The sequence below is a fragment of the Paenibacillus sp. Marseille-Q7038 genome (assembly GCF_965111595.1).
Window position 1 is genome coordinate 158,732 of the sequence record NZ_CBCOOM010000001.1, and the last position, 12,094, is coordinate 170,825.

The window sequence follows — 12,094 nt, forward strand, 5'->3', positions numbered from 1 at the left end:
CATGGATGCGAAGTCACAGAACGGACAGAATGAAAGACAGCAACTGACTCATTTCAATGAGCAGGGACGTGCGAGAATGGTAGACATCTCGGGTAAAGAGGTTACGGTTCGTACCGCGGTCGCACAGTCGATGATTACAATGAATGAAGCTACACTTCAGGCGATTAAGGCAGGTACGGTAGGAAAAGGGGATGTGCTGGCCGTTGCTCAAGTGGCCGGAATTCAGGCTGCCAAGCGTACTTCCGATTGGATTCCGATGTGTCACCCGCTGCCGCTTACCGGAGTTAACATTACTTTTACAGATAACGGAGAACGCGAACTGTATATTGAAGTGTCCGTTAAGACAGAAGGGAAAACAGGGGTTGAGATGGAGGCTCTAACAGCTGCATCCGCTACTGCACTCACAATCTACGATATGTGTAAGGCAATGCAGAAAGATATGATAATAGGTCCGACACTGCTGAATTCAAAAACAGGCGGTAAAAGTGGGGACTATAAATCCAAATAGAGGGATGGGTGATCTTATGTTGTGGAAAACAGCGATCCTTACAGCAAGTGATAAGGGAGCGAGAGGAGAGCGGGAAGACACGAGTGCGCAGGTCATCCGTGAACTTGTCGAAGAAGAACTGGGCGGTGAAATTATTGAATACCGCATTGTACCTGATGAACCAGACGAGATCATTGCTGCGCTGATTGAAATGACGGATTATTTTCATGCGGATCTTGTTCTTACCACAGGCGGGACTGAACTTGCGATTAGAGATGTAACCCCAGAAGCTACGCGCAGAGTCATTGACCGAGAAGTACCAGGTATGGCAGAAGCTATGCGGATGACGGTGCTGCAGAAGAACCGGGGAGCTATGTTGTTTAGAGGAATCTGCGGTATTCGCGGAAGAACACTGATCGTAAATTTACCTGGAACTCCTAAGGGTGTACACGAGAATCTTGCAGCTATTATGGACCAGCTCCCTGAGGCACTGCTGATGGTTACAGGACAATTTAGACAGTAAGCGATTGACCATGTACACCTTCCTTTTTCTTGTAAATACGGCTATGTATGTGATTACATTTGTGGTATGATTTCATGTAGATGGATGATTATGGATGTTAATCCATATATATAGTACAACAAGAAGGAGGGGTATACATGCCAAATATCGGAGGAACGGGTTTTATTCTGCTTGTCATTGTTGCCTTGTTGTTATTCGGACCTAACAAGCTCCCTGAACTAGGACGAGCTGTCGGAAGAACCTTCCGTGAATTTAAGAATGGTGCTCAAGAGATCATGTCAGATGAATCCTCATCCCGTAAGGGGTCTTCAGCAAGTGAAGTAAAGTCAGCTGAAGCAGAGACAGTTCAGAAAACAGAGGATAAGCGCCTGCCAGAGTAATTCTATATGTCTTATGCTTGCGCGCTTTACGTGAAGGTGCATGCTAAGTGCTTGTTTCGTGCAAGTTAAGGATCCCTTCTTTGGTAAGAAGGGTTTTGTTTTTTCTTCTACCTGATGAGCAGAGAGAGGGAGTGTTACGATGTCTGAACATGAAGAAGGTATGACGCTGGTGAGTCACTTGGGGGAACTACGAAGACGTCTTGTCGCTGTACTGGTCGTCCTTCTGCTCGGACTGATTGGCGGTCTATTTATCAGTGACCCGATCTATCAATATCTGACAGCATATGGGCCCCTTCCGGGTATTGAACTTCATGCCCTCACGCTGTGGGATGGACTTGGAATGTATATGAAGATTGCTCTTATTTTTTCTCTTGTGATTACGTTGCCTTTTACAGCCTATCAGATTTGGAAGTTTGTGAGTCCAGGTCTGAAGCCGAGTGAGCAAAAAGCGACCGTGCGTTATATTCCTTTTGTTTTTTTATTGTTCTTATTAGGAATTGCTTTTTCATATAAAATATTGCTCCCAATGGCTACCTCTTTTACAAGCAGTATCAATAAGAATCTTGGTCTTGTCGAAACGTATGGGATGGCACAATATTTCACGTTTATGTTTAATCTAATCCTGCCTGTATCGCTGTTATTTGAACTGCCTGTTGTTGTTATGTTTCTGACGAAACTGCGTATTCTCAATCCACTGCGTTTACGTAAAATGCGCCGGATCTCCTACTTTGCACTTGTATTTATCGCTGTATTTGTGACCCCGCCTGATTTTATTTCCGATATTTTGGTTACAATTCCTTTGATCCTGCTCTATGAGTTCAGTGTCTTTCTGTCGTCTGTTGTTTACCGGAAACAGCTCGAAGAGGCTGAGGAATACGAATCGAGATATGTTAAGGTGGATGCAGGAGAGAAGATATAGGACGAGCATAATTTTTACAGGATTGGACAGAATGGAAGATGGCTTCATGAATAACTGAAAAGATCTGCTAAAAATCCTGAAAAGGACTTGAAATCATCTTCTAATTTCAGTATCATGAAATTGGTTGTTAGCACTGACGACTGTCGAGTGCTAATGTAAGAGTGCAACAACCGTAAGATATGTAACTTACTTATTTAAGGAGGCTATTTTTCATGATCAGACCTTTAGGTGAACGCGTATTGGTAGAACCGATCGAACAAGAAGAGACAACAGCTTTCGGGATTGTACTTCCGGACTCTGCTAAAGAAAAACCGCAAGAGGGTAAAGTTATCGCTGTTGGCGCTGGAAGCTTAAAAGATGGCGTTCGTGTTCCTTTGGAAGTAAAAGAAGGAGACCGCGTTATTTTCTCCAAATACGCTGGAACAGAGCTTAAATACGAAGGTAAAGAATATTTGATTATGAAGGAAAGCGACATTCACGCAATCTTGGGTTAATCTTCATAAGTGAAGAGCTTGAATATATGAATCGAAGCATAGATTTCATAATATATTAGGAGGTTTTATGACCATGGCTAAGGATATTAAATTCAGTGAAGACGCACGTCGTTCCATGCTTCGTGGTGTGGACGCTTTGGCAAACGCAGTAAAAGTAACACTCGGACCTAAAGGACGTAACGTTGTTCTTGAGAAAAAATTTGGCAGCCCCCTCATCACGAATGATGGTGTAACCATTGCGAAAGAAATCGAACTTGAAGATGCATTCGAGAACATGGGTGCTCAGCTCGTTAAAGAAGTAGCTACAAAAACAAACGATGTTGCTGGTGACGGTACTACGACTGCAACCGTTCTTGCTCAAGCCCTCATTACAGAAGGTCTGAAAAACGTAACTGCAGGTGCAAGCCCAATCGGTATCCGTAAAGGGATCGACAAAGCGGTTCGTGCAGCTGTAGAAGAACTGCGCAGCATTTCTAAACCAGTTGAAAACAAACAATCCATCGCTCAAGTTGCTTCTATTTCCGCAGCTGACGAAGAAGTAGGCGAATTGATCGCTGAAGCAATGGAAAAAGTAGGTAATGACGGTGTTATCACTGTAGAAGAATCCCGTGGTTTTGAAACTGAACTTGAAGTGGTTGAAGGTATGCAATTCGACCGCGGATACATTTCTCCATACATGATTACAGATACAGATAAAATGGAAGCTGTCCTCGACAACCCATACATTCTGATCACTGATAAAAAAATTACAAACACGCAAGAAATCTTGCCTGTTCTTGAAAAAATCGTACAACAAAGCAAACCGCTTCTGTTGATCGCTGAAGATATCGAAGGCGAAGCGCAAGCGATGCTGATCGTGAACAAACTGCGCGGAACATTCAATGCAGTAGCTGTTAAAGCTCCTGGATTTGGTGACCGTCGTAAAGCAATGCTGCAAGATATCGCTGCTCTGACTGGCGGCCAAGTGATCACTGAGGAACTCGGACTTGATCTGAAATCCGCTACAATCGATCAACTCGGTACTGCCCGTCAAGTACGTGTTACTAAAGAAAACACAATCATCGTTGACGGTGCAGGAAGCAAAGAAGACATCGATGCTCGTGTGAAACAAATTCGTTCCCAACTGGAAGAAACAACTTCCGAGTTCGATAAAGAGAAATTGCAAGAGCGTCTTGCTAAACTTGCTGGCGGCGTAGCTGTTATCAAAGTTGGTGCAGCATCTGAAACTGAGCTGAAAGAGCGTAAACTTCGTATCGAAGATGCATTGAACGCGACTCGTGCAGCAGTAGAAGAAGGTATCGTATCCGGCGGTGGTACAGCTCTAGTGAACGTATATGGCGCTGTAGCTGCAGTAGGTGAGAAACTTGAAGGTGACGAGCAAACAGGTGTAAACATTGTTCTGCGCGCACTGGAAGCTCCAATCCGTACGATCGCTGCTAACGCGGGTGAAGAAGGTTCCGTAATCGTGGACCGTCTGAAACGCGAAGAAGTTGGCGTAGGATTTAACGCTGCTAATGGTCAATGGGTAAACATGATCGAAGCGGGTATCGTTGACCCTGCAAAAGTAACTCGTTCCGCATTGCAACATGCTGCATCTATCGCGGCTATGTTCCTTACTACGGAAGCAGTTATCGCTGACAAACCAGAACCAGCAGCTCCTGCAGGTCCAGACATGGGCGGCATGGGTGGAATGGGCGGCATGATGTAAGGCATTTAAGCCTTATATCATGTGCCTAGCAGAGTGAATTTTCGGTCATTTTGAGCGAGAATTTATGAAGCAGTCACTGTTACGAATTATATATCTATAAAAACCACTTCTTAATATTCTTAAGAAGTGGTTTTTTTGTTCTTAAAATTTGCTTATGGCAGTACTCCTTGGAGCTATGATAGCATTAGTAAACATTTTATTACTCATAACGGGGAAGTTTGGGAATTTCGCACATGTGCTATCCTACAAGATAGTATGAGGCAAAAAAGTGCATACTTGTTTTATTTTTTATATTAAACTTATAATACTTTAAATTGGAGAAAAAAACATATACTACGAATTTTAAATATATGATCCCTCGGGAAGGGGATTTATTTCGGGAATGTGGTGTTTGTATAACGAAAGGTGAAAAAGAGAGAATGATTAATTTAATCAGTTTGGATAAAACTAATGTAACGCCAAAAGTTAAGGATTTATATTTGACTCAATTTCCAAAGTTTGAACGTTTTCCTTTTGGGCTTTTGATATATAAATCGAAAAAGAAAAATAGTGATTTTTTTGCCATTTATGATGACAGTGAATATATCGGTATGTTGTATTTAACTTATTACAAAGACATTGTTTATATTTTTTATTTGGCTATGGATCCGTCAAAACAATCAAAAGGTTACGGGAGCTCTATATTACAACATTTGAGGGAGATTTATAAAGACAAACGTCTGCTTTTAAATATAGAAAAAGTGGACAGTTCTGCTGATAATTATGAGCAACGATTAAAAAGAAAGAGATTTTATGAGAAGAATGGTTTTAGAAATACGGATTTTGAAATCGCGAAAAAGGATATCGTCTATGAAATTTTGTATTCAGGAAAAGAAGTTTATGAATATGAATATCATGCTTTATTCCAAGCTTATTTAGGTAGAGTATTATACGCTATTCTTTAACTCGATCACTCAGGATAGTTCAGTAGATCAAGCAAACCCCTGACTCGTTAAAGAGCCAGGGGTATTTATACTTTTACTAATTAACTGCAACATGGGTGAAGACTTCACCAATAATGGTGTTTTTTCGTCCTAGACGGAAGATAGAATAACGTCTTCTTATTTTAAGCCTTTGCCGAGCCCTTTTAAAAAGTGAATTCCAAAATTCAAAGAGCGATTGACGTCAGGATCGTTTAATAGTTTCACTAATTTGAAGGCACTAATCTTTTCATCTGATTCAATAGCCTTGTTCGCTTCATCCAGTCCTGTAGTCAGACTATTAATAAGTTTCGTTGTTGTTTCAGGATCGATTTCAGATAATGCTCCAGCCGCACCCATGAAGTTGTTGATGATATTCGTAACCGGTTTACGAGTCAATTGACTAAGGGCCACATGAGCAACCTCTTCTTTGGCTTCTAGCAGTTTAGTAGCTGCTTCTAGTGCTCCGATATCATTGAGTTCTGCCATGATCGCAAAGACTTGTTGTACCATGTCTTCATTCTCTGACAAAAGCTGTTTTAAATTCTCTAACTTTTCTTCTTTTCGTTGTTCTTCTGTTATTTCCTGTTTTTTAATCGTTGTAATTGGCGCAGCCATGTGGGTCACTCCCTTTCGTTAGTGGTTGTTAAGTGTACGTAGCCAGGACGATTCCATTTACGCTGTACTTCAACACCATTTTGTGGATGACGTTTTTTATAACGCGGATTGGTCCTAGGAAGTGGATTTTTCCCTTTTGGTTTGAGTACTTCGACACGTACTTTTGTTTGTTTATAAGCTGGAGTAGATGTATTAATGTCTGCAGCCGGGCCGGTTAAGAAATTAATTGCTGAATCCTTGCTAACCGAGTTCATTGGTAAAAACAGTTCGTTTCCTTGTACCCGATCGGTTACTAAGGCATTTAATTTTAATGCGCCATAAGGAGATACGAGACGAAGCAGGGCACCATCTTCAATACCGCGGGCTTTGGCTAGTTCTGGTGATACCTCTACAAAAATCTCAGGTACTTTGGACTGGATCCCTTTTGATTTATTCGTCATGTTTCCTTCATGGAAGTGTTCAAGCATACGACCATTGTTAATGAGACAGTCATACTGTGCTTCATATTCCACAGGTTTTACCCAATCATGTAAAGCAAACCGCGCTTTTTTATCAGGGAAGTTAAACCCCTCTTCATATAGTAAAGGTGTATCTTTTCCATCCAGACTACCCCAACAGAAGCTGCCCCAATTGGCGAGTACATCATAGTTAGCTTGAGAGAAGAGGGGAGATAGGCTAGCCATTTCATCAAAAATCTCACTTGGGTGGCTATAGTTCCAGTCTGCACCTAAGCGGCGAGCTACTGCCTGAAGGATTTCCCAATCGGCTTTTGATTCACCAAGCGTCGGCAACACTTGATAGAGTCGCTGCACCCGGCGTTCGGTATTGGTGAAAGTGCCTTCTTTTTCAAGTGATGGTGCTGCTGGTAAGATAACGTCTGCGTATTGTGCTGTGCGTGATAGGAAGATATCCTGTACAACAAAAAAATCGAGTTGCGAAAGGACTTTATCTACGTGGTTAGCGTCACAGTCTACAAGAGCCATATCTTCTCCCACTAAATACATAGCTTTCATTTTACCTTCCATAATCGTATCTAACATTTTCATGTTTGTACGACCTGGTTCTGGCTTGATTTTTACACCATATGCTTTTTCGAATTTCTCGCGTTCCGTATCGTTTGTTACTTTTTGATAACCTGGCAATAGGTTTGGAAGTGTACCCATGTCGCAAGCGCCTTGCACATTGTTATGACCACGGAGAGGGTAGGCTCCTGCACCTGGGCGACGATAGTTACCCGTAGCAAGCAGTAGATTGGAGATCGCTGCTGATGTATAGGAGCCGCCTGTATTTTGGGTAACACCCATGCCCCAAAGAATACAGGTACCGTCTGCATCACGAATCATTTCCGCAACGTGAATCAGCGTATCTTTTGAAATACCGGTCGTCTCTTCCGCGTATTCCAAAGTGTATTTTTCAAGCACTTCGGTAAACTCACTGAAGAAATGTACATTCTCATTAATGAAAGCTTCATCATGCCAACCTTGATCAATGATGTATTTGGTAACCGCCATGATCCATACTTGGTCTGTACCTTGTTTAGGACGGATGAAGATATCAGAACGCTCCGCCATCTCATGTTTACGAATATCGGAAACAATTAATTTTTGTCCGTGTAGCTTATGGGCACGTTTTACTCGAGTCGCTAAAACAGGGTGACCTTCTGCAGGGTTTGCTCCCACAATGATGACAAGGCCAGCTTTTGCAATATCTTTAATCGTTCCCGCGTCCCCACCCATACCAACGGTACGTAGTAATCCGTCTGTAGCGGGAGACTGACAATAACGCGAACAGTTATCGACATCATTGGTTTCGAACAATTGACGAGCCATTTTCTGAATTAAGTAGTTTTCTTCGTTCGTAATTTTTGAGGAAGAGATAAATCCGACAGAACCCGAGCCATATTCTTTTTGGATACCGCCAAGTTTAGCAGCAATTAAATCAAGTGCTTCGTCCCATGAGGATTCAACAAATTCATCATTTTTACGAATTAAAGGTTTGGTAATCCGTTCTTCGGAGTTGATGAAATCCCAACCGAACTTTCCTTTTACACAAGTAGAGATCGCATTGACGGGACCTTCGGAAGGTTGTACTTTTAAAATTTTACGGTCTTTAGTCCAGACTTCAAACGAGCATCCTACACCACAGAAAGTACATACGGTTTTTGTTTTTTTCGTGCGTTTACTACGCATAGCAGCTTCGATTTCAGAAACAGCAAAGATACCGCTATACCCAGGTTCAACGTCCTTAATCAAATTAATCATGGGAGTGAGCATATCTTGTTTGAGTCCAGTCATAAACCCGGCTTCGCCCAGCATTGTTTTTTCCATGAGCGCGTTACATGGACAGACGGTAACACACTGACCGCAGCTGACACAGGAGGAATCGTTAATGGTAGCGCCTTCATCCCAAATCACTCGGGGTCTATCCGCTTCCCAATCGATGGATAGGGTTTCGTTTACTTGCAGGCTTTGGCACACTTCCACACATTGTCCACATGCGATACATTGATTCGGATCATATCGATAAAATGGATGCGACATATCCACTTCATCTGGTTTTACTTTGGGTTCATAAGGATATTTTTGATGCTCAATTTCCATGAGTTCTGCTGTATTATGTAATTTACAATCGCCGTTGTTATTGTCACATACGGTACAATACAGCAAATGATTTTCTAGTATACGATCCATTGCTTCGGTTTGAGCAGCCTTCGCTTTCGGGGAAGTAAGCTCCACGTTCATGCCGTCTACTGCTTTTGTAGAACAAGAACGAACGAGCTCACCATTCACTTCAACGATACATGTATCACAAGTTTGGATCGGATCTACAGAGGGCACATGACAAATTTGTGGATGAGGGATGCCGTTTTGATTAAGGGTATCAAGAATTGTTGCTCCTTCTAAAACGTCATATGGTACGCCATTAATACTCATTTTAGTCAAAGTAATTTCCTCCTTTTGCTCTAAGAGACTTATATGTTCTTAGGATCATAATTAGGATGAATAATGAATAAAATACCGAGTTACATATTAGGTTTAAGGAAACGGTGAGTAAAAAAATAAAAAATCCACCATGAAACAGCATGCGGTAAACATGCTGAATAGCTCATGGTGGATAAAATTAATAGCAGGACTTGCTAAAAATTCAATCTACTTTATTTACTATTTATGTAACAATAGAATTCAAACAGTACCTATTTAAACTCCATTGGTTCCACATTGATTATAGCTCTTTTCGATAAGAATGTTCAATAATAGCAATAAATTTTATTAATGAGAATGGTTATCAGATTGGTTGAATTGATGTAATTGAGAGAGAAGATGCGTTAGAGTCATTTGTAAGATCATGGACAAAAGCAGGCTTTACTAGTACTATTTATCTGCGAAAGTTGAATAATCGACCAATCTAATTCCTGTAATATTATAAAAGTGTATTGATGATGGGGGTTCGTTACAATGTCAAAAAAAGTGCATGAATTTAATGACATCATTCGAAGACTACGTAAAGATAAATTTGGAAAAGGACCTGAGCGTATTCATACCGTTTTCGTTGAGAACATGGCTATTTCCACTTTATATGGTAATCTCACACCTACAGAAAAATTTATTGCGAGCACAGCTGACGGGTTAAAAATGGTTCACGCGGCACGCACAAGTATGATTCAAGATTTATATAGTGAATCACCCCCAGAAGGCATGGAAGAACTGATCGGCTCAAAGCTGCTCCATTTATTTTCTGACATCAAAGTGGATGAGGACTTTGCTATTTCTGTATTTGTTTTTGAAGACAATATTAGAGAGTAAAGAGGATGCCGTATGGAAAAAGCAGTAACAAGAGAGGTTATACATGTTGAAGACAAACAGATTCAAGTAAAAGAAGATCTGGTGGTTACAGAATACGCGGTCACTGTTAAAATTAATCAACAAGAGTTTGTTACCATGGTTTGTACACCAGAGTATGTAGAAGATATGGTAATTGGATATTTAGCTTCTGAGCGAATCATTCGGAGTTCCACAGATATTGAGGAAGTTTGGTATCAAGAAAAAGAAGGCTTTGTGCATGTCAAAACCAAGGGTGTTAATCCTTACTCACAGCAAATTCAGAACAAAAGATACATTACCTCTTGCTGTGGCATGAGCCGACAAGGTTTCGTTTTTGCTAATGATGCACTTGTATCTAAAAAAGTAGAAGATATTCATGTGCGTATTACAACAAATGATTGTTTTCGGTTAATGCACGATATGCAAGATTCGGCTGAAATATTCAAAAAAACAGGTGGTGTGCATAATGCATCGCTTTGTGATGTGAATGGGATTATACTCAGTCGAATGGATATTGGACGCCATAATGCATTAGATAAAATATATGGATATTGCCTGCGAAATAACATTAGTATGACAGACAAAATTATCGTATTTAGCGGACGAATTTCATCTGAAATTTTACTCAAAGTATCGAAGATTGGGTGTGAAATTGTACTGTCTAAATCTGCTCCAACCGAACTGGCATTGCAACTAGCAGAAGAACTCGGTATTACAACGGTAGGTTTTGTTCGTCAGAATTCACTTAATATATATACACATAAAGAGCGCATTCTTTTACCTGTAAATGAATAACTCTTCAAAATGAAAGAAGGAGATTACAATTTCGAATCTACTAGACCAACTACATAGACCTCTAAGAGATCTAAGAATATCCGTGACAGACCGATGTAATTTTCGTTGTCAGTATTGTATGCCTGCGGAGGTATTTGGTCCAGATTTTGCTTTTTTACCGTCTGATAAAATACTCAGTTTTGAAGAAATTGAACGATTAATTAAGATTTTCGTCTCATTAGGTGTGAGAAAAGTACGTATTACGGGCGGGGAGCCTTTGCTGCGTCAAGATCTGCCTGAGTTAATAGAACGAATTCATCGCATTGCTGGAGTAGAGGAGATTGCCTTAACAACGAATGGTACTTTACTCAAAAAATATGCACACGATTTAGCAAAAGCAGGATTATCTCGAGTCTCGGTTAGCCTGGATTCACTAAATGAGGAACGTTTTTTTGAGATGAATGGTCACCGGGGAAAAGTGTCAACGGTATTAGAAGGTATTGAAAAGGCGGCAGAAGCTGGCTTATTAGTAAAGATTAATATGGTTGTGCAAAAAGGAAAGAACGAACAAGATATCGTCGCAATGGCAAAATTTTTTAAAGAAAAACAGCATATCCTCCGGTTTATTGAATATATGGATGTCGGTAATTCGAATGGTTGGCGGCTGGATGATGTGGTGTCAAAGAAGGAAATCATCGACCAAGTTCATGAGGAACTCCCTTTGAAACCTACCGAGCCTAATTATGTAGGGGAAGTGGCTACGCGTTATCAATATCAAGATGCTCAGGGTGAAATCGGCGTGATCTCCTCTGTTACGGATTCTTTCTGCGGGACATGTTCGCGTGCACGGATCTCTGCTGAAGGAAAATTATATACTTGTTTATTTGCGACAGAGGGAACGAATCTACGAGATTTATTACGGTCTGGGGAAGATGATGAATCGATAACCCGATATATTTCAGCGGTATGGGAAAATAGGAATGATCGTTATTCCGATGAACGAAATGAAGAGACAATGAGAAAAAGAAAGAACTCGAAGATCGAAATGTCACATATCGGTGGTTAGTTTAAATATAAAAGAGAGCAGAAGAATTTCTCTGCTCCCTCATTACCAATACCTTAGTAGCGTTGCAATAAAACAAGACCGCTGATTGCAGATGTTCTTTTTTTGAAGATCATCTTGAAGCCAACATCCTTATCTAACATACAAGCCAGTGCAGTACGAAGCATTGCATTGTGTTTTAAATCAATTTTACAAGGTTCAGAACTCCCAATGACACGTACGGAGACGATTCTTTTTGGAGAGCCAGGGATTAGAGGATTTCTTGCCCAAGTAATCAATACAAGGTCAGGCTGTCTAGTAGCTTTTATACTATCATATCATTCACCTCTTTTCTTTTAGTACTCTATA

General features: G+C 40.8%; 12 protein-coding genes. 10 read left to right on the forward strand and 2 right to left on the reverse strand.

The features are described from left to right. The first annotated feature begins 1 nt into the window (after position 1). From moaC to ACWPWY_RS00795, 7 genes are all read left to right on the forward strand, one after another. Positions 2 to 508 carry a cyclic pyranopterin monophosphate synthase MoaC gene (gene moaC / locus ACWPWY_RS00765; protein WP_454189957.1) on the forward strand — a complete coding sequence of 169 codons (507 nt, stop codon included), beginning with the start codon at positions 2 to 4 and terminating at the stop codon, positions 506 to 508. Between the two features lie 16 nt (positions 509 to 524). After that, the gene (locus tag ACWPWY_RS00770) at positions 525 to 1,010 is read left to right on the forward strand and encodes a MogA/MoaB family molybdenum cofactor biosynthesis protein (protein ID WP_160032308.1); all 486 of its coding nucleotides are present in this window, start codon (positions 525 to 527) and stop codon (positions 1,008 to 1,010) included. A 137-nt stretch (positions 1,011 to 1,147) separates the two neighbouring features. Next, positions 1,148 to 1,390 (forward strand): twin-arginine translocase TatA/TatE family subunit, encoded by a 243-nt coding sequence (gene tatA / locus ACWPWY_RS00775; protein WP_454189958.1) that lies wholly within the window; start codon positions 1,148 to 1,150, stop codon positions 1,388 to 1,390. 139 nt (positions 1,391 to 1,529) lie between these two features. Further along, on the forward strand, positions 1,530 to 2,309 hold the full coding sequence (tatC, locus tag ACWPWY_RS00780) for a twin-arginine translocase subunit TatC (RefSeq protein WP_454189959.1): 780 nt from the start codon (positions 1,530 to 1,532) through the stop codon (positions 2,307 to 2,309). Positions 2,310 to 2,521: 212 nt separating this feature from the next. Beyond that, a complete protein-coding gene (gene groES, locus ACWPWY_RS00785) occupies positions 2,522 to 2,803 on the forward strand; it encodes a co-chaperone GroES (protein WP_191797156.1) in 282 nt (93 codons plus the stop codon). 73 nt (positions 2,804 to 2,876) lie between these two features. Further along, positions 2,877 to 4,511, forward strand: coding sequence for a chaperonin GroEL (gene groL / locus ACWPWY_RS00790; RefSeq protein WP_454189960.1), 1,635 nt, complete (start codon positions 2,877 to 2,879; stop codon positions 4,509 to 4,511). 419 nt (positions 4,512 to 4,930) lie between these two features. Further along, entirely contained in the window at positions 4,931 to 5,455 is a 525-nt protein-coding gene (locus ACWPWY_RS00795; protein WP_454189961.1) for a GNAT family N-acetyltransferase, read from the forward strand. Between the two features lie 156 nt (positions 5,456 to 5,611). Here ACWPWY_RS00795 and ACWPWY_RS00800 read toward each other — a convergent pair whose 3' ends face one another. Together ACWPWY_RS00800 and fdhF are read right to left on the reverse strand one after the other, a co-directional pair. Then, positions 5,612 to 6,088 carry a DUF1641 domain-containing protein gene (locus ACWPWY_RS00800; RefSeq protein WP_454189962.1) on the reverse strand — a complete coding sequence of 159 codons (477 nt, stop codon included), beginning with the start codon at positions 6,086 to 6,088 and terminating at the stop codon, positions 5,612 to 5,614. Between the two features lie 5 nt (positions 6,089 to 6,093). Further along, complete coding sequence (gene fdhF, locus ACWPWY_RS00805) at positions 6,094 to 9,021, reverse strand: formate dehydrogenase subunit alpha (protein WP_454192750.1); 2,928 nt, start codon at positions 9,019 to 9,021, stop codon at positions 6,094 to 6,096. 522 nt (positions 9,022 to 9,543) lie between these two features. On the opposite strand from fdhF, the gene ACWPWY_RS00810 reads away from it, so the two are divergent. The 3 genes from ACWPWY_RS00810 to moaA are packed head-to-tail and all read left to right on the forward strand — an operon-like array spanning position 9,544 to position 11,749. Next, positions 9,544 to 9,891, forward strand: coding sequence for a DUF2294 domain-containing protein (locus ACWPWY_RS00810; protein WP_454189963.1), 348 nt, complete (start codon positions 9,544 to 9,546; stop codon positions 9,889 to 9,891). Between the two features lie 12 nt (positions 9,892 to 9,903). Beyond that, positions 9,904 to 10,704 (forward strand): formate dehydrogenase accessory sulfurtransferase FdhD, encoded by an 801-nt coding sequence (gene fdhD / locus ACWPWY_RS00815; RefSeq protein WP_454189964.1) that lies wholly within the window; start codon positions 9,904 to 9,906, stop codon positions 10,702 to 10,704. 28 nt (positions 10,705 to 10,732) lie between these two features. Continuing rightward, on the forward strand, positions 10,733 to 11,749 hold the full coding sequence (gene moaA / locus ACWPWY_RS00820; RefSeq protein WP_454192751.1) for a GTP 3',8-cyclase MoaA: 1,017 nt from the start codon (positions 10,733 to 10,735) through the stop codon (positions 11,747 to 11,749). Positions 11,750 to 12,094: the final 345 nt, after the last annotated feature.

What these genes read in the sequence shown, in the direction of transcription:
- groL (WP_454189960.1), top strand. Translation starts at nt 2,877, where the DNA reads ATGGCTAAGGATATTAAATTCAGTGAAGACGCACGTCGTTCCATGCTT.
- moaC (WP_454189957.1), top strand. Translation starts at nt 2, where the DNA reads ATGGATGCGAAGTCACAGAACGGACAGAATGAAAGACAGCAACTGACT.
- ACWPWY_RS00810 (WP_454189963.1), top strand. Translation starts at nt 9,544, where the DNA reads ATGTCAAAAAAAGTGCATGAATTTAATGACATCATTCGAAGACTACGT.
- ACWPWY_RS00800 (WP_454189962.1), bottom strand. Translation starts at nt 6,088, where the DNA reads ATGGCTGCGCCAATTACAACGATTAAAAAACAGGAAATAACAGAAGAA.
- fdhD (WP_454189964.1), top strand. Translation starts at nt 9,904, where the DNA reads ATGGAAAAAGCAGTAACAAGAGAGGTTATACATGTTGAAGACAAACAG.
- ACWPWY_RS00770 (WP_160032308.1), top strand. Translation starts at nt 525, where the DNA reads ATGTTGTGGAAAACAGCGATCCTTACAGCAAGTGATAAGGGAGCGAGA.
- fdhF (WP_454192750.1), bottom strand. Translation starts at nt 9,021, where the DNA reads ATGAGTATTAATGGCGTACCATATGACGTTTTAGAAGGAGCAACAATT.
- tatC (WP_454189959.1), top strand. Translation starts at nt 1,530, where the DNA reads ATGTCTGAACATGAAGAAGGTATGACGCTGGTGAGTCACTTGGGGGAA.
- tatA (WP_454189958.1), top strand. Translation starts at nt 1,148, where the DNA reads ATGCCAAATATCGGAGGAACGGGTTTTATTCTGCTTGTCATTGTTGCC.
- groES (WP_191797156.1), top strand. Translation starts at nt 2,522, where the DNA reads ATGATCAGACCTTTAGGTGAACGCGTATTGGTAGAACCGATCGAACAA.
- ACWPWY_RS00795 (WP_454189961.1), top strand. Translation starts at nt 4,931, where the DNA reads ATGATTAATTTAATCAGTTTGGATAAAACTAATGTAACGCCAAAAGTT.